A 24633-nucleotide genomic window follows, 5' to 3' on the forward strand; every position below is an offset into this window, starting at 1 on the left:
TGATAGATTCATAGGTAAATTCAATTTTAAGGAGCCGTTCACAATAGCTATTTTTGAACAAAATTGAGTATATGAAAATTGTATCCTACAATGTAAACGGTATTCGGGCAGCGCTTAAAAAAGGATTTGTGGAATGGTTGGAAACGGTGAGCCCTGACGTGGTTTGCCTGCAGGAGACCAAGGCCATGGAGGAGCAATTGGATACTACTGTTTTTAAAGAGGCCGGATATTCCCATAATTATTGGTTCAGCGCCCAAAAAAAAGGATATAGCGGCGTGGCTTTACTTTGTAAAGAGGAGCCGGACCATGTGGAATTTGGTACGGGGATCGACTACATGGATCATGAAGGAAGAAATATCCGAGCCGACTACGGAGACCTTTCCATAATGAGCATGTACTTGCCATCCGGCACCAATATGGATCGCCTGGATTTTAAATTGACGTATATGGACGATTTTCAGAAATATGCAGATGAGCTTCGGAAAGAACGTCCAAATTTAATTGTGTTGGGAGACTATAATATTTGTCATGAAGCTATAGATATTCATGATCCTGTCCGAAACAAAAACGTATCGGGATTCTTGCCTGTGGAACGCGAATGGATCGGCAATTTTATGAAAAGTGGCTTTATTGACAGTTTTAGGCATTTCAATAAGGAACCCGATAATTACACCTGGTGGAGTTATCGCGCCAATGCCAGGGCCAACAACAAAGGCTGGCGTTTGGATTATGGCATGGTGGCCAATCCTTTGGAAGATCGGTTAAAGCGTTCCGTGATTTTGTCCGAAGCCAAACATAGTGATCACTGCCCCATTTTATTGGAGGTTGAAAAATAATGCTATTCTAAAGGTAGAAAGTAAGATGGTTGGGTTTGAGAGCCCCAATCGTTAACCGTCCTAATTTGTAAAAAATGAAATATACCAGAATCCCGCATACCGATATCCGAATCAGCAAAATTTGCTTGGGCACCATGACCTGGGGGCGCCAAAACAATGAAGAGGAAGCGCAGGAGCAAATGGACTATGCCCTAGACCAAGGCGTTAACTTTTTTGATACGGCAGAATTATATCCCGTTCCGGCCAAAAAGGAATTATATGCCGTTACAGAAGAATTGATCGGGAATTGGTTCAAAAAAACAGGGAATCGGGATAGGGTGGTCTTGGCTTCAAAAATTGCAGGACCGGGGCAGGTCGCAAACCATATTCGAAGTACCGGGTTCAGTAAAGAAGCTTTGGTTAGTGCAGTAGAAGGAAGCCTAAGGCGATTACAGACCGATTATATTGACCTGTTCCAACTCCATTGGCCAGAAAGGAATACCAATTATTTTGGTCAAAGAGGTTACAATGCCCATGCTGTTGATGTTTGGGACGACAACATACACCAAGTTTTGGAGACGCTACGAGATTTGATTGCCGAAGGTAAGATTAGGCATGTAGGATTGTCCAACGAAACCCCTTGGGGCACCATGCGCTATTTGGAGGAGAGCAAAGTCCACCAAGGATTGCCCCGAATGCGTACCATTCAGAACCCGTATAGCCTTCTTAACCGACTTTTTGAAGTAGGTCTTTCCGAAATCTCGATGAGGGAACAAATTGGTTTAATGGCGTACTCTCCTCTTGGATTTGGGGTGCTGAGCGGTAAATACCTTACCGAAATCCCACCTAGAAAAGCACGGATAACATTATTCCCAAACTATAGTCGCTATAGTGGAGAAACTGCTACACAGGCCACACAAAAATATGCTGACTTGGCCAAGGCACACAATCTTAGCCTCGCTCAAATGGCCTTGGCATTTGTAAATACCCGACCATTTTTAACGAGCAATATCATTGGTGCTACCACTATGGAACAACTCAAGGAAAACATCGCCAGTATCGATGTGGACCTTTCCGATGAGGTATTGGATGGCATTGAGGAGATACACAATGCAATTCCTAACCCTGCTCCTTAGATTTACTCGAGGACGTATGCCCGATATTCATCACCTGAAGCAGTTCCCATTTTTCCGCCTCCGCATGAAATGACAAGGTATTGTTTGCCCTCCACTTGATAGGTGATCGGAGTGGCATAACCGCCTGCGGGGAGTTTATCTTCCCAAAGTTGCTTCCCAGTTTTCATATGGAACGCACGGATTTTTTCATCTTTGGTGGCAGCAATAAATAGCACTCCACCTTTGGTGATGACAGGCCCTCCATAATTTTCGAGTCCGGAAACGGACACATTCGGGTCCTGCAAACTTTCCTCATGGCCCAACGGCACGGTCCATAGATACTCACCTGTGTTGAGGTCGATGGCATTCAGGGTCCCCCATGGTGGTTTCACTACGGGATAGCCCCTGTCATCTTTAAATCGTGCGAAACTAGCGACCGAATAGGGCACATCTATATTTATTTTTTCCACTCGGTGATCTTTTGCTTGTTCCATATCCATTAGAAATTCCGTAATGGCATCGGTTTCATCTGCCGAAAGATTGGGCATCCCCGGCATAGCACCACGCCCTTTTTGGATGATGGTCTTTATGGAATCGGATTCCAAACGCAACTTTATATTCTGAAGTGCCGGAATACCGGCCAAACCTTGCAGTTCCCCGCCATGGCATCGGGCGCAGTGGATTTGTGCCAGACTTTGTCCAACGCTGGAGCCTTCGGCGCCGCCACCAACCTCTTTCATTTTAATGATCCATGCCATTTCGTTGGCATTTACGTACATCACCCCATCACGAGGGTCGAGGGCAGCTCCGCCCCATTCGGCTCCCCCATCGGCACCAGGGAACAAAATGACCCCTGTAGTATCCATGGGAATAAATTGTCCCTTGGATGTGATGGACTTGAACTTTTCAAGCACCGTAGGCGTATTTTCAGTTTTGTTCCCTGAAACCAAATCATCCACAAATGCGGTGCGGTCGGGCGCATACAAATCGTCTTCTGTCAATATCTGACGTGCAAATGGAGCAGGTTTTAGGGGTAAGGGTTGGGTTTCAAAAGCCTTTTCACCGAGCAATGTGGAACTGGGATAGGTTTTTTCCTCGATAGGAAACAAGGGTTCTCCCGTAATACGGTTGAACACGAACACATGGCCACTTTTGGTGACCTGTGCTACGGCAGGAATGGTTTGTCCATCCCGTTGAATATCAACTAAGTTGGGCGGAGCGGGCAAATCACGGTCCCAAATATCATGATGCACCATTTGAAAATGCCAAATTCGTTCGCCTGTATTGGCATTGAGCGCCAAAAGGGAATTGGCAAAAAGATTGGCACCTTCACGGTCGCCCCCATACCAATCAAAAGCTGCTGACCCTGTGGGAATGTAAACAATGCCCTGTCCGGTGTCCAAGGCCATACCGGGCCAACTATTGGCGCCCCCTACTTTTTTATATGCTTCCGCTGGCCAAGTATCATAACCAAACTCTCCCGGCTGTGGAATGGTATGGAAGGTCCACAAAATTTCACCTGTGAGCACATCATATGCCCGTATGTACCCGGGTGAAGAGCCTGGACCTTCGCCCACTCGGGTGCCTTGAATCAATATATTTTGAAAAACTGCGCCGGGCGTGTTCGATACCACGGATAATTTGCTGGGATCTCTGCCCAGACCCTCCCTTAAATCGATACTGCCATTGTTTCGAAAGGAGGAGATGGGTTTGCCGGATGTTATATCGACAGCATAAAGTTTGGGTCCCGATGAGAAAAAGATACGGCCGGGATGTTCTCCATCCGATTTCCAATAATTCAGGCCCCGATTAAGTCCTAAACCTGATTCATCCTTGGTTTTTGGCGAGAATTTCCAGATTTCCTTGCCCGTGGTTGCATCGAGGGCAAACAGCTCGATGGCGGCATTGACGCCATACAGGACCCCATCAACCATGAGTGGACTGGTTTGAATCTGTGTTGTTCTACCTTCTTGAAGCCCACCACTCTTATAGCTCCATGCCAATTTTAGTTGGGAAACATTTGCTGTGTCAATTTGATCAAGATTGGAGTAGTGTGTGCGTTCGGGGTCGCCCAAATAGTGCTCCCAGGTAGTGAAATAGGGCTTGTCGGCTTTGTTTTTGTCAAAGTTTGAGCAAGCTGTCAGTAGCGTCAATAAGGTTAATGGGAAATATCTTTTCATGTGCAGTTTGAAAGTTTCCTAAATATATAAAGAAACCTACAACTAAGGTTTACCCGAACAAATGGGAAACCACGTCCTCGATCTTGGATACTTTTTGAATCTGTATGCCGGATTGTTTTAGGCCTATTTTGTTGTTTTTGGAGACAAATATTTTGGAAAAGCCCAATTTTTCGGCTTCGAGAATGCGCTGATCTACTCGTTGCACTGGTCTAATTTCTCCAGCAAGTCCGACTTCTGCGGCAAAACAAACGCCTTTTTCTATGGCGATATCGGAATTGCTGGATAGGATGGCGGCCATAACAGCCAGGTCAATGGCAGGATCATCCACGGATATTCCACCGGTGATGTTTAAAAAAACATCTTTTGCCCCTAACTTAAAACCTGCTCGTTTTTCCAAAACGGCCAATAGCATGTTCAATCGTTTGGCGTTGAAACCTGTAGCGGAACGTTGGGGTGTTCCGTAGACCGCTGTACTTACCAAGGCCTGAATTTCTATCAACAAGGGTCGCATACCTTCCACCGTGGCCGCTATTGCCGTACCACTAAGATCTTCGTCGCTCTTGGAAATCAAAACCTCAGAAGGATTATTTACTTCACGCAGGCCGCTTCCTTGCATTTCGTAAATGCCCAGTTCGGCAGTGGAACCAAAGCGGTTTTTAAGGGAACGAAGAATGCGGTATACATAATTGCGGTCTCCTTCAAACTGGAGAACGGTATCCACCATATGCTCCAAGATCTTTGGACCCGCAATAGTTCCATCTTTGGTGATGTGTCCTACCAAAATAACAGGAGTATGACTTTCCTTGGCAAATTTGATCAGTTCCGCGGTGCATTCCCGGATTTGGGAAATGCTCCCCGCTGCGGATTCGATATAATCCGTGTGCAGGGTCTGAATAGAGTCGATGACCACTAAATCGGGCTCAATAGAGGCAATCTGCTGGAATATATTTTGTGTTTTGGTCTCGGTAAGGATGTAGCAATTCTCGCTTTTAGGTTGAATACGGTCTGCTCGCATTTTAATTTGTCTTTGACTCTCCTCCCCCGACACATAAAGTATTTTATAGGGCAGTTTTAGCGCGATTTGAAGCAACAAGGTACTTTTTCCAATACCGGGTTCCCCCCCTAATAAGGTTAAAGACCCTGGTACCAATCCACCGCCCAACACGCGGTTGAACTCTTGGTCTTTGGTGTCCAAGCGGAGTTCCTTTTCCTGTGTTATTTCGGAAACACGAAGCGGCTTATTGGAGGTGTTGGCGGGCCGATCTGTTTTCCACCCTTTTTTGTCCTCTTTTTGGACAACTTCTTCTACAATGGTGTTCCATTCCTTGCAAGAGGAACATTGCCCGATCCATTTTGGGAATTGAGCTCCACAATTTTGACAAAAAAATGCTGTTTTGGTCTTGGCCATTCAGAATTCAATGAGGGGCCTAAAGATATGGATTTAGATGGATGATTAGATTGTTGGATTGTTGGATTTTTGGAATGAGGTCATCAGATATCAACAATAAATGAAATCATTTTTCCGCCTCACGGTTCTAGGCCTGGGTTATTTGATATCCTCAATCAATAGAAAAATGGTATCTTCAACATAGGGAAAGTAAATATGAATATGGAGACCCTAAGAAAAGTTAGAACTATTGTAATCACATTGTTTTTTGTCTTATCAATTTTTTATGTTTCAAATGAATATGATAGATATGACACATTCTTTGGAGAAAAATTTCCAGATGAATTTTCATTCAATTTGGGGAGGTATTTGTTAAGCTATACAAGTGATTTTGAGATTGATAATTTTGATGATAAGGAAGAGCTTGAAAAACTAGATTTTTGGTTGCAAGAAAATTTCAAGTTTAGTGATTATGAAGATAATTTGCTAAAATATGGTTTCTCTATTAAGGAGTTGCCAAGTAAAAACCTCTATTTGTTTTGTCTTAATGGTCCAGATGGAAAACCAAGTAATAAAAATGTTTCAAGGATTAAAAATTTAGAATTGGATAAGAGTGAATTGGTTAAACAACCTTCATTTATTCAATTCCTTTTAGGAAAAAAAGACTTTGATATTGCTCTATTTGCCTATAGTTCGCACAAGCCTGTAAGCTCGCTTTAAAGCAAACAATTTTTAGACCATCAGATTTTTAGTTTAGCCAATCCAAATATCGCGAATCAATCCAACTATCCAATAATCCAGTTTACTAATATCCAAAGTCTTCCTTGAGCGCATCTATTTTTTGAAGAGCCAAATCTTTGGTCAAAAAGTCGATTTCTTCCATTTGGAACGCCTTTTCAAACGCTTTAAATGCCTTTTTGGGCTCACCGATGAACTCATAGTGTTCTGCTTCAAAATAAAACCCCATCATGGTTTCTGGGAATTCTTTTTTGCATAGATCGGCCAATGGCTTTAAGGAATCGTAGTCTTGTTTTTTTAAGCAAGCGGCATAAATGGCCATAATATCGTTGAGTTCCACTTGTTTTTCAAACCCAAATAGATCTTCAATGGTGTTGTATCGGTTTTCCAAGTAGTCAAATACGGGCTCTTCGGAAGTAACAATCTCAGTTTTGTATTCCTCGGGGGTAATTGGTCTATATATTTTGAATACGTTATCGAATGCTTTGCTGATCCCGTAAGCTGCGATGGATTCGTGATCAGCCTCTTCGTATTCATCAAAAAAATAGTGCAACGATTCTTTTTTTATGGAATTGATGCTGTGGTTCATTTGCAGTATGCGCTGTCTGTCGTCCGATGGTGCCTTTTCTACAATTAGATTATAAAAAATAGTTTGGTCCAATGCGGACAAACGCTCGGGGACACGATTCTCCATTTCGGTTGCCAGTACCGGTGAGATACTCACAAAAGAGTTAAAGAATGAATTGTCCTTGAACAAATAAAAGTTGCCGAAATTTGCAGTGATATCGTATCCAACGAACATTTTAAAGGGGGCAATTTTATATGTGGTGGCCATGTAGGGAATTAATTCCGTTCCCAAGAACTCATAGAACATTTTACCTTTTTCGGTCGGTAATCCTGAGGCTTCATCATAATCGCAATCTTCCCATCTTAGATCGTTTTCTGCTTGGTGGATTCCAACCACGATGGCCTCGGGCATGCGGTCCAATCGACTTTGGAATTTAACGTTGGCAACGACCAAATCAAAAAGGTAGTCGGCATCGAGAACCACGATCAACGGATACAGTTTGTCATCGGAATAATCTTCGGGGAAATAATAGGAGACGTCCCTTCGTTCCTGGAGTTTGAAAGATTCAAAGATTTCTTTTTTTACCTGGGCATTGGAGTTCAGGCAAATAAGGCCTATCAGTAATAATAGACTTTTTTTCATTGGTTAAGTTTTAGCGGTTGGGGCTTACCGATTTCTATTCAATAACGGTAATACAACAAAGGATATTGTACCAAAAACAACCACCATAATAGTTTGGGCGATCCACATGATCCAGCCAAAGGCATCACCAGAAACAGAACTTATTCCATAAATGCCCAATGCGGCACTAACGGCGATAGGGTACAGGCCTATTCCGCCATTAGTTGTGGACATGGCGAAGGCTCCCGCGACAAAAGCGACCAATAGTTCGCCCAAGGATAACGGGATGGTTTCTTCCACAGTATATTTAATGACCCAGAACATGCCAAAATAGGCGGTCCAGATAAAAAGAGTATGAAGGATAAACGGCCATTTGTTCTTCATTTTAAAAACACTGAGGACTCCATCCTGCAGGCCGGATAGAAACCCTTTTAGCTTAAGGGCCAAAGGAAATTTGGATTTGCGAATTATGTACGACCCCAGGAACAAACCTATTATGCCTGCTAATAAAATACCGATAGCGCCTACGAAATTGACTCCTTTTTCTTCTAAAAACCCAAGGATAAAATCGGTTTGGAGCACCAAGGTAGTCATAATGATGGTCAAGAGCATCAATAAATCGACTACTCTTTCAGTAACGATTGTACCGAAACCTTTTTCAAATGGAACTTTTTCGTAGGTGGTAAGTGCTGTTGCCCTTAAAATTTCACCAGAACGGGGAATGCCCAAGTTGGCAAAATAGGATATAAGGACAATAAATATTGTATTTGAGGTTTTTGGCCTGTAACCCATGGGTTCCAAGAGATATTTCCAGCGAATGGCACGGGAAATATGGCTCAGTATGCCTATAATTACGGATATTACCACCCAGAATGGGCTTGCATTGGAAATGTAATGGATAATTTGATTGCGTTCTTCCGGTGTGGTGGAGTTGTAGGAGTACCAAACCAAGAAAAGCCCAAATCCAATGGGTACAAATATCTTAAGGAATTTTTTTAGGGATTTGCCCAAAATTTATTGGAGTAGATTGTTTTCCTCGTTCGGGAACACCAATGCTGGATTAAATGTTTTTGCTTCTTCGATATCCATCCAAGCGTAGGTAATTAGGATCAATACGTCGCCGACCGCTACTTTTCGGGCAGCGGCACCGTTCAATGTCAACTCACCGGAACCTCTTGGTCCGGGAATGGCATAAGTTTCCAATCGTTCGCCGTTGTTATTGTTCACGATCTGCACTTTCTCGCCTCTAATAATATTGGCGGCATCCATAAGATCTTCATCAATGGTAATGCTTCCTATATAATTTAGGTCTGCCCCGGTAACTTTTACTCGGTGAATTTTAGATTTTACGACTTCTACTTGCATGGTGCAAAAATATCAATTCAATCTTAGATTATCAATTAGGCGAACGCCATCCGCATAAACGGCAATGAACGCCCTATATTTTTGGTTGTCCTGAATTTTTAAAGCGGGTGTCAATGTGTTTTCATCGGCTATTTCAAAATACTCTAAATCGAACAAAGGTTGTTTTTCAAATTCAGAAGTGACCCAATCCGTAATATCTTTAACACTTTTCGTGCCAATTTTAGCTTTGGCAGTCTGTAAGGTTTTGTGAATGAAACTGGCCTGTTCGCGGGTTTCTTTAGAGAGCCTTTCGTTTCGGGAACTCATGGCAAGTCCATGGGGTTCCCTCTCAATGGCGCATCCTACTATGGTATATGGAAGGTCTTTTGTTTCGGCCATTTTTCGGATTATCTGTAATTGCTGAAAATCTTTTTCTCCAAAATAGGCTTTGTTAGGTTCGGCAGTTCGCAGCAAAAGCTCCACAATAGTGCCGACACCGTCAAAATGTCCTGTTCTAAATTCGCCTTCCATTACTTTGTCCAATCCATCGAACTCGTAAGATTCGGATTTAAGGTTTCCAGCATAAATCTCATCTACCGTAGGTGCAAAAACAACTATGTTTTCAGATACTTCTTTTAAAAGGCTTACATCTTTTTGGAAAGTTCTCGGATATTTTTCCAAATCATCCTTTTTGTCGAATTGGGTGGGATTTACGAAAATGCTGACAATCACAAAATCATTTTCGGATAAGGCTTTTTTTACCAACGAAATATGACCGGAGTGCAATGCGCCCATAGTGGGGACAAGACCAATGGTGCGGTCTTTTCTGCGCTCCTCCAAACTAAAGGCATTGAGTTCTTTTTTACGGTCGAAAATCTTCATATACAGGTACAAAAGGGTGCAAAAATACTACAAATACAGCTAATCAGCATAATTTTTGTACTTTTGCAGCTATGTTTTTCAGATAAACAAAAGAAAGCGTTTATGAATGGTAAAAAGGTATTGTTTGTATCTTCTGAATTAGTTCCCTACCTCCCAGAGAATCCTGTTTCCTTAATGTCTTACGAAGCACCTAGAATGGTGAACAGTAATGGTGGGCAAATACGGATATTTATGCCAAGGTATGGAAATATTAACGAAAGAAGGCATCAATTACATGAGGTAATACGTTTATCGGGGATGAACCTGGTGATCAACGACATGGATATGCCCTTGATCATTAAGGTGGCCTCCATACCAAAAGAACGGATTCAGGTCTACTTTATTGATAACGATGAGTATTTTAAAAGAAAGGCAACATTTGCAGATGCCGATGGGAATTTGTTCCCGGATAACGACGAACGCGCCATCTTTTTTGCCAAAGGTGTTGTGGAAACCGTAAAAAAATTGAACTGGTCCCCAGATATTATCCACGTTCATGGCTGGATGGCCTCTATGGTGCCACTTTACCTCAGAAAATATTATGCTGATGAACCCTTGTTCGCCGATAGTAGAATTGTTACTTCCGTTTACGGCAAGGATTTTGAAGGTGAGCTGGATGCCGAAATGATCAACAAAATAGCTTTCGATGGTATTGATAAAGAGGAAGTTTCCGTTCTTGCCAAGCCCGAGTATAATAATTTGTTAAAGGTTGCCGTAGATCATTCCGATGCCGTTATTTTAGCCGCGGAGGATTTGTCCGAGGATTTAAAAAACCACATAGATAATCTTTCCGTACCAGTATTGCCTTATGTCCCGCTTCAAGAAGCAGAGGAGGCATACACAAATTTCTATAATACAGAGGTTCTAAAATAGTTTGAATGAGATTTTCCAAGATTACCAAAGTTGCGACACTTGTTGGAACTTTGTTTTTGCTGATCGCTTCGTGTGATGATGAAATGGACACCATTGGCGAAGGTGTTGTTGCAGGAGAACCCTTCAGTACGGGTAAAGTAGAGTACGATGTTTTTGCCTTTAATAAAGGTATAACTGCCGTGCAGACCAATAAATTGCCTTTGTACCAACTGGGTACATTCAACGACCCTGTATATGGACAAAGAAAAGCCAGCATAATTTCCCAACTTGCATTGTCCGCCGAAGCCCCAACCTTTGGAGACCTGAGGCAAGAGGTGGAGGATACGGCCGACTCGGACGATAATGCCACAACGGTAGAGGAAAACGAAACGGTGAAAGAAGTGTTTTTGACCATACCTTTTCAAACAGCCCCCTCGCCGGATTCTGATGGTGATGGTATTCCGGATGAACTGGAAAGTGGCGAGGATGCGGAAGACCCAAATTCTGATTACGATGGCGATGGTGTCACCGATAACCAGGAAAGGATCATTGGCTCCAATCCGTACGACCCAAACGAAGATGGCACCGCCGAAGGATTTGTTGCCAATATTTATCCCAATAGGTTTGATTTGGACAGTATATACGGCGATAGGACCCAAACTTTTGAATTGACAGTTTCCAAATCTAATTACTTCTTGCGCGATTTGGACCCGAATTCTAATTTTGAAGAAGCCCAAGAATATTACTCCAATCAGGATTTTTCGGCTTTTATCGGCGAAGAATTGTCAATCGAAGGTCAAAAAACAGTAACCATTGACGATATCGAAACCTTGGTTTTTGCCGAAGATGACCCCGATACGGCAGATGTAGATGAATCACAAACAGTTGTAGAGAGTAGAATTGCCCCGGGCATTCGAATTCCCCTAAACCCGGATTTTTTTCAACAGAACATTTTGGATAAAGAAGGTCAGCCTGAGTTGTTGAGGCAATCCAATTTTAGAAATTTTATAAGAGGTATCCACTTAGCGGGGTCCGATACGGAGCAACTTATGTTCTTGTTGGATTTGACCCAAGCCAACATCACTATTACCTACGAGTATAACGATTATGATGCCGAGACTGAGGAAGTTGTGGTCGCGGAGAAAGATTTTACACTTCGTCTGTTGGTAGCCAATACCAATGGTCAGATTACTGGAAATGCGGTTAACGTGTTCGAAAACGACATGCTTCCTTCACAAATTGAGAGCGCATTGAATTCCGAAGAGAATGCTTCTCGAATTTATGTAAAAGGAGGGGCCACTCTTGCCGAGGTGCGTTTGTTCGATGAAGTGGAAAACGGAGGCGCTACGATCATCAATGAAATCAAGCAGAACAATTGGATCATTAACGAGGCAAATTTGGTGTTCTACGTGGATCGCGAGACATTGGGAACTTCCGTGGTCGAACCGCCAAGGCTTTATCTGTACAACGCAGAAACCAATCTACCCCTGTACAATATTGCCAACGAGGATGTAACGCCGAATTCTGGACCAAATTCGTTGCGATATTTTGCGAGCCACGACGGAGTGTTGCAGTCCAGCAACAATCAAGGTGTAAAATACACGGTTCGGATTACGGAGCACATCAATAATATAATCGTTAGGGATTCCGTAAACGCTAAATTGGGCTTGACCTTAACCCCGAACATTGCTTTAACCGCGGTTCAAGAAGCGCTCGGGAGCGACATGCAAGAGATAGATTATCCGGTTGGTGCCGCAATGAGCCCATTGGGAACCATACTCTATGGAAGTAATGTTGCCCCAGAAGAAGAAGACCGAAAGCTAAAGCTTGAAATCTACTACACTAAGGCCAACTAACCTTGTATTTATCGTAGTTTTTTAAACGTTTATCGTTTTAAAGAACCAGAACGGCATATTTTAACGTATACATTTTAAATTTGAGGACCAATCCCCCAGATGGTTATTAATTAAAAAAAAACTTATGTGTGGAATAGTCGGTTATATAGGTCATAGAGATGCCTATCCAATTATAATCAAAGGGTTACAGAGACTCGAATACAGAGGGTACGACAGTGCCGGTGTTTCTCTTTTCGATGGAGAAAACATCCATTTGGCCAAAACCAAGGGCAAAGTAGAGGATTTAAAAAACAAGGCGGAGACCACGATACCCATTAAAGGGAAGTTGGGCTTGGGCCATACAAGATGGGCTACACACGGCGTGCCGAACGATGTAAACTCGCATCCCCATTATTCAAATTCTGGCGACTTGGTGATTATACACAATGGAATCATAGAAAACTACGAGTCCATTAAACAGGCTTTGATAAAAAGGGGGTATTCTTTTGAATCCGATACGGATACCGAAGTGCTCATCAATCTAATAGAAGAAGTTAAGAAAAAAGAAGGAGTTAAGCTGGGCAAAGCAGTGCAGATAGCATTGAATCAGGTTGTTGGAGCTTATGCCATTGCTGTTTTCGACAAAAACAAACCAGATGAGATCGTAGTGGCCAAGTTGGGAAGTCCACTTGCCATCGGTATAGGAGAGAACGAGTATTTTATTGCTTCGGATGCTTCACCATTTATAGAATTTACGAACAATGCCGTTTATTTGGAAGACGAAGAAATGGCCATTGTGCGTATCGGAAAGGAAATCAAACTCCGAAAAATAAAGGATGATGCCATTGCCTATCCCAACATTATGGAGTTGCAGCTCAATCTTGAAGAGATTGAGAAAGGAGGATACGATCACTTTATGCTCAAAGAAATTTATGAGCAGCCCAAGGCTATTATGGATACCTACAGAGGTCGTTTGTTGGCCGATAAGGGCATCATAAAAATGGCGGGGATCGATCAAAACCTTGAAAAATTCCTGAATGCCAATAGAATCATAATAGTTGCCTGTGGAACATCATGGCATGCAGGTCTGGTGGCCGAGTATATTTTTGAGGACATGGCACGAATTCCTGTGGAGGTCGAATACGCTTCGGAATTTAGGTACAGGAATCCCGTGATAACCGAAAACGACGTCCTTATTGCCATATCGCAGTCAGGTGAAACAGCCGATACGTTGGCAGCTATAAAATTGGCCAAAGAAAAAGGAGCTTTTGTGTTTGGAGTGTGCAACGTTGTAGGGTCTTCCATAGCAAGAGAAACACATGCCGGTGCATATACCCATGCAGGACCGGAAATCGGGGTGGCATCGACCAAGGCGTTTACGACCCAAATTACGGTGTTGAGTTTGATCGCATTAAAACTGGCACAGGAAAAAGGAACACTTTCCCAGTCTAAATTTCATGAATATTTAACTGAATTGGAAGCGGTGCCCGCCAAAGTGGAAAAGGCCTTGTTGTCCAACCCCTTGGTAGAGGAAATTTCCGAAACGTACAAAGATTCGGCCAACTGCTTGTATTTGGGCAGGGGGTACAATTTTCCGGTAGCCTTGGAAGGAGCGCTTAAGCTAAAAGAAATCAGTTACATTCATGCAGAAGGTTATCCAGCAGCAGAAATGAAGCACGGCCCAATCGCTTTGATCGATGAACAAATGCCCGTAGTGGTTATAGCTACCAAAAAGGGACATTACGAAAAAGTGGTCAGCAATATTCAGGAAATCAAATCCAGAAAAGGCAGGATCATTGCTATTGTAACAGAAGGAGATCAATCGGTAAAGGAGCTGGCAGATCATGTCATCGAAGTGCCGGAGACATCGGAAAGTCTCTCCCCTCTGCTCACAACAATCCCATTGCAATTGTTATCCTATCATATTGCGGTAATGAGGGGCTGTAACGTAGATCAGCCAAGAAATTTGGCCAAATCGGTAACGGTAGAATAAATTTTTAAAACATATTTTTAGGAGAAAGGAGCCGATATGGGCTCCTTTTTTTGTTGAAAACGTAGATATGGATACTTTTTTTTGCCAAAAAAGTATTATGCATGCATAATTTTTTTCAAATTTGTATAATTGGAATAAAAAAAAATGTATCTTCCCATTTGATACAAACAAGCACATAAACTAAATTAACTCTAATCCATAGCAAATGAAAAAACTTATGTTTGTTTCCCTAATGCTGCTTGGTTTGGCCACCTACGGTCAAACTACGGTTCAGGGAAAAGTAGTTGATGAAAACAATGAACCCATACCAGGTGCCAACGTGGTTTTGGTGGGCAAAGCAGAAGGAACCACTACGGACTTTGATGGAAACTTTACATTTAATACTTCGGAAACACCCCCGTTCAAACTTCAATTTTCGAGTATAGGATTTTCAGATTTTACCACCGATGTAACATCTAACAACCAAACACTTTCCATTACGCTTTCGGCAGCCAATACAATGTTGGACGAAATCGTTATTTCTGCCTCGAGGACCCCGGAACGTATCTTCGAATCGCCGGTATCCGTAGAAAGATTCGGTCTAAAGGAAATTAAGAATACCACGGCAGAGTCGTTTTATGGGGGTCTCCAAAATTTAAAAGGGGTGGATATAAACACGAACAGTTTAACGTTCCAGTCCATTAACACCAGGGGTTTTGCCACTTTTGCCAATAACAGGTTTTTGCAATTGGTGGATGGCATGGACAATACAGCTCCCGGGCTCAACTTTGTTCTTGGTAACCTAGTGGGTATGTCCGAGTTGGATGTGCAAAGTGTAGAAATCCTTCCAGGGGCCTCTTCCGCACTTTATGGTGCAGGTGCCTTTAACGGTATTCTGTTTATGAGAAGTAAAAATCCTTTCGATTTTCAAGGAATCAGTGCTTATGCCAAGGCAGGGGTAACTACCCAAGATGCCGCCGGCAGTAATTTTTATAAGGATTTTGGAGTGCGTGCCGCCCACGCTTTTAGCGACAAGCTTGCGATAAAGGCGAACCTTTCGGTACTAACGGGCGAAGATTGGCATGCCAATAGTCGCGTAGATTTAAACAACCCAGGGGCCGATCGTTCCAATCCAGCTTACGACGGATTGAACGTTTATGGTGATGAGGTTTCTACCTTGTTGGATTTTGATGCCGCAGCTGGTTTCCCAACAGGAACGGTTGGAACTGCTTTGATATCAAGAACAGGGTATGATGAGGCGGATTTGGCCGACTACGGAGCAGAAAGTATAAAATCTGATTTTGCGTTGCACTACAGGCCGTTTGCGGATGATCTTGAAATAATTTTGAACAGTAGAATAGGTAGGGGGACAACCATCTATCAAGGGGCAAACCGTTACGCAGTATCAGGCTTTACCATGCAGCAGCATAAGTTGGAGATCAAAAACGACAACTTCTTTATCCGAGGATATATCGTATCCGAGAACTCCGGGGATGCGTACGACACGCGTTTTGCGGCAATCAATGTGAATAGGGCTTGGAAATCCGATACTCAATGGTTTACAGATTATGCAGGGGCTTATATTCCTACTTATCTAGGAGGAATTCAAGGAGCAGGACTTACTCCTGAACAGGCTTCGGCCCAAGCACATATTGCTGGTAGGCAAGCTGCCGATCAAGGGCGATTAATTCCAGGCACACCTGCGTTCCAAAGTGCTTTTAATACAGTTGTAAATGATGGTGACTTGACGACCGGTGCCAAGTTTATCGATAAGACCAAATTCCGTCACGTAAATGGTAACTATAACCTGGCTCATTTAATTGATGATTGGGCAGATGTTCAAATAGGAGGTTCGTTCAGGGAATATGAACTGAACTCCAACGGAACCATTTTTACCGATATCGATGGTCCGATCAAATACAACGAATACGGTGCTTACCTACAAGTTCAGAAAAAATTCTTGGACGATCGTCTAAAATTCACAGGGTCTGCACGTTACGATAAAAATGAGTTTTTTGATGGTTTCCTTTCACCAAGGGTTTCTTTTGCCTATACATTGGGAGAGGAGCGTAACCATAATCTTAGGGTTTCCGTGCAGCAAGGTTTTAGAAACCCGACAACACAGGATTTGTTTATTGGTTTAAATGCGGGTCGTGCCATTTTGGTAGGTTCTGCACCAGCTAACTTGGATAGGGATGTGCGTACCTTTAATATAAGTCAAAAAGCTCAAGATGATTTGGGTCAACCAGCTACCGTAGAAATTGTTGGTCGGGCAGCCTACGAAAACGCTTATTCAACTAGCTCATTGCAAGCAGGTGCTCCTGAGGCAGTTAATACGCCGCTTGTTAAGCCTGAAGAAATTATTGCTTACGAAGCAGGTTATCGGGGACAAGTGGGCAGGTTTACCATTGATTTGAGCGGATATTACAATAGTTATTCCGATTTCTTGGCCAACACAACTACAGCTGTACCTTTTTATGGTGAAGCAGGCGATGGTGGTCTTTCCCTCTTGGCTATACAGAATGGAGATTACCAAGTATATCAAACATATACCAACTCAGAGGCCGATATAAATTCTTATGGCGCTACTCTTGGGGTAGATACCAAAATAGGAAACTTTGATCTTGGCGTAAACTATACATTCGCTGAATTGGATATAGATGAAGGGAAATATCCTGACTTAAGAACAAATTTTAACACTCCAAAGCATAAGGTGAAAGCTTCATTTGGAAATTCGGAGTTGTTCAAAAACTTTGGATTCAATGTAAACTACAGGTGGAGCGATAGCTATTTCTGGGAAGCATCATTTGCCGATGGCGATATTCCTGCGTTTACCGTACTGGATGCACAGCTCAATTATTCCGTACCATCTCTAAAATCTGTCTTTAAAGTAGGTGGTTCCAATATTTTGGGAGATGAATATTACACGGCGATCGGTACTGGTTTTGTAGGTTCTATATATTATCTGTCCTGGACTATAAACCCTTAAACCGTAGTAAAAAAGAAAAAGTAAAGGCGTTGGGTTTTCCAACGCCTTTTTTCTTTAAAAAAAACTGAAAATCAGTTTCTGAATAAGAATGTAAAAGCATATCTTTGCAGCCGAAAAAATAGCGGTTATTTTCCGCGTATTCAATTATAAATAAACATACTAATGTCTAAAGTAACAGGTAAGGTTGCCCAAATTATAGGCCCGGTCATTGATGTTGAGTTTGAATCAGGGGTAGAGATCCCAAGAATTTATGACTCCCTTGAAATTGCAAAAGCTGATGGCTCAAGATTGGTTTTGGAAGTACAATCACACATTGGTGAGAATACAGTAAGGACCATTTCTATGGACTCTACCGATGGATTGAGCAGAGGTGTAGAGGTAGTAGCTACCGGAAATCCAATCCAAATGCCAATCGGAGAAGATGTTTACGGACGTCTTTTTAATGTGATCGGTGACGCTATCGATGGTTTGGAAGAATTACCTAAAACTGGCGACAATGGACTTCCAATTCACAGGGAAGCACCAAAATTTGAAGACCTTTCCACTTCTACAGAAGTACTTTTTACAGGTATTAAGGTAATCGATCTTATCGAACCTTACGCAAAAGGAGGTAAGATTGGATTGTTCGGTGGTGCCGGGGTAGGTAAAACTGTATTGATCCAGGAGTTGATCAACAACATTGCTAAAGGTCACGGTGGTTTGTCCGTGTTCGCAGGTGTTGGGGAGCGTACTCGTGAAGGTAACGATTTGCTTCGAGAAATGTTGGAGTCCGGCATTATAAAATACGGAGACGATTTCTTGCACTCCATGGAAGAAGGCGGATGGGATCTATCCAAAGTGGATAAAACCGCAATGAAAGATTCCAAAGCAACATTCGTGTTCGGTCAGATGAACGAACCACCCGGGGCTCGTGCACGTGTGGCATTGTCCGGTTTAACGATTGCAGAATATTTCCGTGATGGGTCGGGAGAAGGACAAGGTAAGGACGTTCTTTTCTTCGTAGATAACATTTTCCGTTTCACCCAAGCAGGTTCAGAGGTGTCCGCACTTTTAGGTCGTATGCCATCTGCGGTAGGTTACCAGCCAACATTGGCAACAGAGATGGGTGCCATGCAGGAAAGGATTACATCAACAAAAAGAGGTTCCATTACATCTGTACAGGCGGTTTACGTTCCTGCGGATGACTTGACGGATCCTGCACCAGCTACAACATTTGCTCACTTGGATGCAACAACCGTACTATCCCGTAAAATTGCGGAGTTGGGTATTTATCCTGCTGTGGATCCCTTGGATTCCACTTCTAGGATCTTGACTCCAGAGATTTTGGGTAAAGAGCACTACGATTGTGCACAGCGTGTAAAAGAGTTGTTGCAACGTTATAAAGAGCTTCAGGATATTATTGCCATTTTGGGTATGGAAGAACTTTCTGAAGAAGATAAATTGGCCGTAGGTAGAGCTAGACGTGTGCAACGTTTCTTATCTCAGCCTTTCCACGTAGCTGAGCAGTTTACAGGTATTCCAGGGGTATTGGTTGATATTAAAGAGACCATCAAAGGATTTAATATGATCATGGACGGTGAATTGGATCACCTACCTGAATCTGCTTTCAACCTTAAAGGTACCATCGAGGAAGCTATCGAGGCTGGAGAGAAAATGTTGGCGGAAGCCTAAAAAAGATTTCAGATGCTAGTATTGAGTAGTTAGATTTCTTTTTGCTCATATCTCAATACTCACATCTAATATCTCAATACTAATAAATATGTATTTAGAAATAGTATCACCCGAAGCTACTTTATTCTCAGGAGACGTAACCTCGGTTACCGTACCAGGAGTGAATGGAGAATTTCAGATGTTAGAGAACCACGCACCTATCGTATCTCTTTTGCAAGCTGGAAACGTAAAAGTGAAAGGTAACATCACCATTGATGAGGATTTTGCCGATAAGTTTTCCAAAGGAAACAATGGGGAAACAGTTTTGGCAATATCGAGTGGTACCGTGGAGATGAAGGACAATAAAGTAATCGTCCTAGCCGATTGAAATAAATGAATTCATTCATAAAAAAGCCGTTCCATTGGAGCGGCTTTTTGTTTTGAGCTAATATTATTAGGGGCAAGTTTTTTTAAATAATCAAGAATAATCATAAAAAAAGGCGCCCTTTTTGGGCGCCTTTTTAATGGAATCAAAGTATATCTTATTTAAAGTCAGTGGCTTCTACACCCTCGTTAACTTTGATTTCTTTTACAATAAACTCCATATTTTGAGGTCCCATACTTTGTATTAACTTGAACGGGAATTTAATGCCGGAAACTTCCTGGTAATCATCGAATCCAATGGTGCTGGTTACTTGTTGTCCTTGTACTTCCTGTGTATTGGTTTCTTGTACCTTTAGTCCAGTTTCCACATCATAAAATGCTGTTTTGTTATCGCTTATTTTTAGCTTGTATGCTTTGGAATCACCAACAGGCTCCACACCTTCCAAGGTAACATCGCCGGCGGCTAAATAGTTTAGCTCCGGGAATGCTGCGGCTTCTTCCTTTATCTTTGCGATTTCTTCGGGTGAAAGGTCTTTACGCTGGCCTTGAACTACCATATAACCGGAATCTCCGTCCAAAACTTGTTTTTGCATGGAATTGCCCTGCATTTTTACATCTTGCATAAACTGATCTTTGGTAGTCTTTTTCATTTCCAGCTCCAACTTCATACCTTGCATTTCAGCTTCAGCAATCATAGAATATGAGTTAACGCCTTCTAATTTGGATTTACCGCCAACAGCCTTTATATAGTTTGTCAAAACAGTATTGGCATCCATGCCCTCTGGAATACCAGCAGTGTAATCTGGCTTTGCTGTTTTATTGGCATATTTGTCGTAGTATAGCACGGGTACGGTTTTTCCATTAAAAGTCACCTTTTCCAAGTTTTCCAAAACATCGCTGCCCTTGCCAGTAACCACTATGCGAGCATTTGAAGTAGTAAAGTGCTTTTGCGCGGCCTTTTGTACATCTTCTTTGGTAATGGCATCCAATCGTTCCAAGTAAGTTTTATAAAAATCTTGTGGAAGGTCTTGTGTTTCAATATTCAAGGCATATTGTGCTACCGTTTCCGGTTTTTCCAAGGCCATTACAAAGCTACCTGCATATTTTGCCTTGGCGTTGGCCAACTCTTGATCCGAAACCGGCTCGGAAGTTATAGTTTGGATTTCTTTCAATATTTCCACAACTGAGCTATCGGTAACCATATTTCGAACCTGTGCAAAGGCATCAAATCTCATAGGGCTGTATTTGTTTGCCCTGATGCCAGAATAGGCACCATAGGTGTATCCTTTGTCCTCTCTTAAGTTTTGAAACAATCTGGACTGCATTCCGCCTCCTAAAATTCTGTTGGCCAAAAGAGCGTCCAGGTAGTCTTCATCCTTCATTGTTAAGTGGGTAAGGTTCTCCACGGCTACCTCGGATTGTACGGCGTTGGGCACATCAACAAAGTTGATCTGGGTGTATTGTACATCTTTGGGGTCGGAATAGGTGAAAGATGGCGGTGCGGCTTTGGACCATGGGGTAAAGGCCTTTGTAACCAATTCCTTTACCGTATCGAACTCAACATCGCCGATCACTACCAGATAGGCATTGGCGGGCACAAAATAAGACCTGTAAAATTGCTCCACATCTATCAGGGAAACATTGTTTACGGTCTCTTCCGTCATAAATTCACCATACGGGTGGTTTTTACCGTAGGCCAAAGCGGCCTGAACTCTTTCTGCAATCGCTGAAACATCTTTCTCTTCCGATTTGATGCCAGTGATAATTTTCTCTTTTTCCTTATCAAACTCCTCTTGGGTAAAATTCGGGTTTAGCGCGGCATCGGCCATTAACTCTAGAATTCTTGGAAAATATTTGGATAGTGAACTTGCAAAGGCACTTTGGTCCCCAATAAAAATGTTGGCGCCCAAAAAGTCAACTTCTTCATAAAACTCATCTTTTGGAATATTTTTGGAGCCTTTGCCCAGTAAACTTCCGGTAAGGGCGGACACGCCTGCTTTATCCCCTTCCATAATAGGAGGGTTGTCTATAGATAATTGGATGCGGACCCTGGGCAATTTATGATTTTCGACAACAAGCACTTTTAGCCCATTTTTAAGTTCGAAACGCGCAGGCTCTTTTAGGTTGATTTTTGGAGCAGGGCCAGGTTTCGGCTGTGTGCTCCTGTCTATTTGCGTGTAAGCGGCTGTCATAAACAAGGACAGCACGGTTAAAACTAAATACTTTTTCATTTTAATTAGCGTCTTTTTGTTCTGGTAAATACTCCAATTCAACACGTTGGTTCACCTTTAAATATTTTTTGGCCACCTCCATAATTTCTTCTCGGGTAATGGAACGGTAAATATCTATTTCTGTATTGATGAGGTTGGTGTCGTCCTTCAACATGTAATTTTCGGCCAATGAATTGGCGATTCCCTCCACACTGCTGTTCGCGTTTACAAATTGATTTTCGAACTTGTTCTGAAGTTTTTGATAATCCTTTTCGGAAATCAATTCCATTTGAAGCTTAAGGATTTCTTCATCAATTTCTTTTTTGATATCCTGGATGGAGTTGTCCCCTACCGGAAGGCCACCAACAATGTAGGAGCTATAATCCTCCGCATCGATCGGAACGGAAAGAATCTGTAGGGCCATCTTTTTCTCGTCCACCAATTTTTTATAAAGTTTAGAGCTTTCACCGCTGCTCAAATAGGTAGAGATCATATTGATCACATAAGCCTCTCTCTGTCCCTGGCCAGGTGTTCGGTATGCCAACAAAATGGCCGGTATTTGAATATTGGGATCGTGGTATTTGGCAAAGATAGTTTTTGTGATTGGCTCTTCTTTTATATTTGGTCTTGGTATCTCCGCACCTCTTGGGATGGGCCCAAAATAATCCTCGATCATTTTTTTGGTCTTATCCATCTCAAAATCACCGGCAACTACCAAAACCCCATTATTGGGCACATAATATGTTTGATTGAATTTTTTAAAATCATCCAAAGTGGCGCTCGCCAAATGATCTAACGAACCGATTACGCCCCATCGGTAAGGGTGATCCTTGTATAGATTTTTTAAAATTTGCTCAAAAAAAGCGCCGTACGGAGCATTGTCCGTTCTCAGTCTTCTTTCTTCTTGGACCACCTCTTTTTGGGTATCCACGCCCACCTGACCTATAATTGGGTGCATTAGACGCTCAGATTCCAACCAAAGGCCTACTTCCAAACTATTCGAAGGAAATACTTCATAATAATAGGTGCGATCTAAAAAAGTGTTGGCATTGGCCCTTCCGCCATTTGCTGAAACAATTTGATCCCATTCGCCCCGTTCAATGTTTTTGGTCCCTTCAAAAAGAAGATGTTCAAAAAAATGGGCAAATCCCGTTTTGTCGGGATCTTCATCCTTAGATCCCACATGGTACATTACCGATGTAGTGACCACCGGGGCGCCATTGTCCTGATGAAGGATCACATGCAGCCCATTGTCCAAATCATACTCCTCGAACACCACCTCCTGAGCAGAGATCAGTGCTACGGCAAAGAGCATAGTAAATGCTGTAAACAAATGTTTTTTCATTGTAATAGTTAGTATTAAAATATTTGATGTTGCTACGAGGTTGGTATCCATTTTAACCTGGATGTTACGATAAATATAAAATAATTTTATCGGGCATAAGTAGTTTATATAGGTCTTTGGGTTTAAAAATGTGGGATAATTCACAAACATTCAGTAAATTATACAATGAATCCAAAAAGAAATCACATGAAAAATTTAACTCTTCCTATTCGATTTGGGATAGTTACCAGCGCTGTGCTGATAGCGTATTTTTTGATTTTGGCCTTAATGGGTAAACATACCAATGTGTTCTATAGTCTTTTTAATGGGATAATTACCGGATTTGGCATCTATGAGACCATCAAGTATACCAAGATTAAACAGGGAAAAGGCTTTAGTTACGGCAAAGGATTTACAGCAGGTATAACCACTGGATTTGTTGCTACTCTGTTATTTACCATATTCTTCGCGTTTTATGCAACGGAACTGGACAGTGTATTTTTGGATAATCTTTCGACCGCTTGGGCCAGTGATTATCAAAATTTTCAAGGAATTGTCTTTTTTACCGTTGCCATTATGGGGTTTGCCACGACCTTGGTTTTGACACTTTCTTTTATGCAACTTTTTAAAACCAGTAATAACTCTAAAAAAATTATGGGCTAAATCCATTAAGAATACTTGTGGATTAAGGATTTAGCAGTATATTTGCACCCGCTTATTTTAATAAAGCGAAGTAATTTTAATCTAATTAACGCATTATGTACGCAATTGTAGAGATGGCAGGGCAGCAATTTAAAGTTGCAAAAGACCAGAAAGTGTACGTTCACCGTTTGCAAGAAGAAGAAGGTAAAAAAGTTACTTTCGATAAAGTACTTCTTTTGGAAGATGGTGGTAACGTAACCATTGGCGCCCCGGTCATAGAAGGTGCGGCTGTAGAAGCCAAAGTGGTTAAACACCTTAAAGGAGATAAGGTAATCGTTTTCAAAAAGAAAAGACGTAAAGGTTACCGCAAGAAAAACGGTCACAGACAATATTTGACCGAGATTGTTGTTGAAGGTATTGTAGCTAAAGGTGCTAAAAAAGCAGCCCCAGCTAAGGCCAAAGCTGAAGCAAAACCTGCAGCTGAACCTAAAAAGGCAGAAGCAAAAGCAGCAGCTCCCAAAAAAGAAGCTCCAACAGCAACAGAGGATTTAAGTTCCAAAACTGTTGCTGAATTGAGAGAATTGGCAAAAGCACAAGATATCACCGGTTACTCTTCTATGAAGAAAGCCGAGCTTATCGAAGCATTAAGTAAATAAGACACGAACTAAAATTTATATATCATGGCTCACAAGAAAGGTGTAGGTAGTTCAAAAAACGGTAGAGAATCAGAATCGAAACGTCTTGGCGTTAAGATTTTTGGTGGTCAGGCAGCTGTAGCTGGTAACATTATTGTAAGACAACGTGGTACCAAGCACAACCCTGGTGACAATGTATACGCAGGAAAAGACCATACCTTGCATGCCAAGGTTGATGGTATTGTAAAGTTTGAGAAAAAGTCAGGTGGTAAATCTTTTGTTTCCATCGAGCCTTTCCAAGCTTAAGACAAAGACTTATATAATTTTAAAAGGCTCCACTTTAGTGGAGCCTTTTTGTTTTGCGTTACTTTTAAAGGTTTTATAACCTAGCCGTAATATTCTTTTTAGCCCGATTGATTTACTTGTAGGTTTATTTCAAACGCAAGTGGTG

General features: G+C 42.1%; 20 protein-coding genes. 12 read left to right on the forward strand and 8 right to left on the reverse strand.

What is annotated here, in order from left to right:
• Positions 1 to 71 precede the first annotated feature (71 nt).
• Positions 72 to 836, forward strand: coding sequence for an exodeoxyribonuclease III (locus tag AB9K32_RS15240; RefSeq protein WP_338197073.1), 765 nt, complete (start codon positions 72 to 74; stop codon positions 834 to 836).
• Positions 837 to 910: 74 nt separating this feature from the next.
• On the forward strand, positions 911 to 1951 hold the full coding sequence (locus AB9K32_RS15245) for an aldo/keto reductase (protein ID WP_252080795.1): 1041 nt from the start codon (positions 911 to 913) through the stop codon (positions 1949 to 1951).
• A gap of 2 nt (positions 1952 to 1953) precedes the next feature.
• On the opposite strand, the gene AB9K32_RS15250 is transcribed toward AB9K32_RS15245, so the two are convergent.
• A complete protein-coding gene (locus tag AB9K32_RS15250; protein WP_369885665.1) occupies positions 1954 to 4110 on the reverse strand; it encodes a PQQ-binding-like beta-propeller repeat protein in 2157 nt (718 codons plus the stop codon).
• A gap of 49 nt (positions 4111 to 4159) precedes the next feature.
• Positions 4160 to 5518 (reverse strand): DNA repair protein RadA, encoded by a 1359-nt coding sequence (gene radA / locus AB9K32_RS15255; protein ID WP_369885666.1) that lies wholly within the window; start codon positions 5516 to 5518, stop codon positions 4160 to 4162.
• A gap of 201 nt (positions 5519 to 5719) precedes the next feature.
• On the opposite strand from radA, the gene AB9K32_RS15260 reads away from it, so the two are divergent.
• Positions 5720 to 6217 carry a hypothetical protein gene (locus AB9K32_RS15260; protein WP_369885667.1) on the forward strand — a complete coding sequence of 166 codons (498 nt, stop codon included), beginning with the start codon at positions 5720 to 5722 and terminating at the stop codon, positions 6215 to 6217.
• Positions 6218 to 6302: 85 nt separating this feature from the next.
• Here the strand turns inward: AB9K32_RS15260 and AB9K32_RS15265 are convergent, their stop codons facing one another.
• From AB9K32_RS15265 to panC, 4 genes are read right to left on the reverse strand one after another with little or no spacing between them, the layout of a single operon-like run.
• Positions 6303 to 7445 carry an alpha/beta hydrolase gene (locus AB9K32_RS15265; protein ID WP_369885668.1) on the reverse strand — a complete coding sequence of 381 codons (1143 nt, stop codon included), beginning with the start codon at positions 7443 to 7445 and terminating at the stop codon, positions 6303 to 6305.
• Positions 7446 to 7469: 24 nt separating this feature from the next.
• A complete protein-coding gene (locus tag AB9K32_RS15270; protein ID WP_224836201.1) occupies positions 7470 to 8435 on the reverse strand; it encodes a lysylphosphatidylglycerol synthase transmembrane domain-containing protein in 966 nt (321 codons plus the stop codon).
• A 3-nt stretch (positions 8436 to 8438) separates the two neighbouring features.
• On the reverse strand, positions 8439 to 8789 hold the full coding sequence (panD, locus tag AB9K32_RS15275) for an aspartate 1-decarboxylase (RefSeq protein ID WP_224836202.1): 351 nt from the start codon (positions 8787 to 8789) through the stop codon (positions 8439 to 8441).
• Positions 8790 to 8801: 12 nt separating this feature from the next.
• Positions 8802 to 9650 (reverse strand): pantoate--beta-alanine ligase, encoded by an 849-nt coding sequence (panC, locus tag AB9K32_RS15280; protein WP_338197061.1) that lies wholly within the window; start codon positions 9648 to 9650, stop codon positions 8802 to 8804.
• A gap of 102 nt (positions 9651 to 9752) precedes the next feature.
• Here panC and AB9K32_RS15285 point away from each other — a divergent pair, with 102 nt between their 5' ends.
• The 6 genes from AB9K32_RS15285 (at position 9753) to AB9K32_RS15310 (ending at position 19375) form a co-directional block, all read left to right on the forward strand.
• Complete coding sequence (locus tag AB9K32_RS15285) at positions 9753 to 10562, forward strand: glycogen/starch synthase (protein ID WP_293298611.1); 810 nt, start codon at positions 9753 to 9755, stop codon at positions 10560 to 10562.
• A gap of 5 nt (positions 10563 to 10567) precedes the next feature.
• Positions 10568 to 12397 carry a DUF4270 family protein gene (locus tag AB9K32_RS15290; RefSeq protein ID WP_369885669.1) on the forward strand — a complete coding sequence of 610 codons (1830 nt, stop codon included), beginning with the start codon at positions 10568 to 10570 and terminating at the stop codon, positions 12395 to 12397.
• Positions 12398 to 12521: 124 nt separating this feature from the next.
• Positions 12522 to 14369 carry a glutamine--fructose-6-phosphate transaminase (isomerizing) gene (gene glmS / locus AB9K32_RS15295; RefSeq protein ID WP_252080789.1) on the forward strand — a complete coding sequence of 616 codons (1848 nt, stop codon included), beginning with the start codon at positions 12522 to 12524 and terminating at the stop codon, positions 14367 to 14369.
• A 205-nt stretch (positions 14370 to 14574) separates the two neighbouring features.
• Positions 14575 to 17337, forward strand: a complete 2763-nt coding sequence (locus AB9K32_RS15300; protein ID WP_224836207.1) for a TonB-dependent receptor domain-containing protein — start codon at positions 14575 to 14577, stop codon at positions 17335 to 17337.
• Positions 17338 to 17499: 162 nt separating this feature from the next.
• Positions 17500 to 19008 (forward strand): F0F1 ATP synthase subunit beta, encoded by a 1509-nt coding sequence (atpD, locus tag AB9K32_RS15305; protein ID WP_224836208.1) that lies wholly within the window; start codon positions 17500 to 17502, stop codon positions 19006 to 19008.
• Between the two features lie 88 nt (positions 19009 to 19096).
• Positions 19097 to 19375: a F0F1 ATP synthase subunit epsilon gene (locus tag AB9K32_RS15310; protein WP_224836209.1), complete on the forward strand. Its 279-nt coding sequence runs from the start codon at positions 19097 to 19099 to the stop codon at positions 19373 to 19375.
• A gap of 154 nt (positions 19376 to 19529) precedes the next feature.
• On the opposite strand, the gene AB9K32_RS15315 is transcribed toward AB9K32_RS15310, so the two are convergent.
• Positions 19530 to 21602 carry a pitrilysin family protein gene (locus AB9K32_RS15315; RefSeq protein ID WP_293298665.1) on the reverse strand — a complete coding sequence of 691 codons (2073 nt, stop codon included), beginning with the start codon at positions 21600 to 21602 and terminating at the stop codon, positions 19530 to 19532.
• A 1-nt stretch (position 21603) separates the two neighbouring features.
• Complete coding sequence (locus AB9K32_RS15320) at positions 21604 to 22926, reverse strand: M16 family metallopeptidase (protein WP_369885670.1); 1323 nt, start codon at positions 22924 to 22926, stop codon at positions 21604 to 21606.
• A 186-nt stretch (positions 22927 to 23112) separates the two neighbouring features.
• On the opposite strand from AB9K32_RS15320, the gene AB9K32_RS15325 reads away from it, so the two are divergent.
• The 3 genes from AB9K32_RS15325 (at position 23113) to rpmA (ending at position 24488) form a co-directional block, all read left to right on the forward strand.
• Positions 23113 to 23568 (forward strand): DUF4199 domain-containing protein, encoded by a 456-nt coding sequence (locus AB9K32_RS15325; RefSeq protein WP_224836212.1) that lies wholly within the window; start codon positions 23113 to 23115, stop codon positions 23566 to 23568.
• A gap of 95 nt (positions 23569 to 23663) precedes the next feature.
• Complete coding sequence (gene rplU / locus AB9K32_RS15330) at positions 23664 to 24203, forward strand: 50S ribosomal protein L21 (RefSeq protein ID WP_369885671.1); 540 nt, start codon at positions 23664 to 23666, stop codon at positions 24201 to 24203.
• Positions 24204 to 24227: 24 nt separating this feature from the next.
• Positions 24228 to 24488: a 50S ribosomal protein L27 gene (rpmA, locus tag AB9K32_RS15335; protein ID WP_224836214.1), complete on the forward strand. Its 261-nt coding sequence runs from the start codon at positions 24228 to 24230 to the stop codon at positions 24486 to 24488.
• Positions 24489 to 24633 lie beyond the last annotated feature (145 nt).

This window comes from Allomuricauda sp. XS_ASV26 (assembly GCF_041224615.1).
GTDB lineage: Bacteria > Bacteroidota > Bacteroidia > Flavobacteriales > Flavobacteriaceae > Flagellimonas > Flagellimonas alginolytica.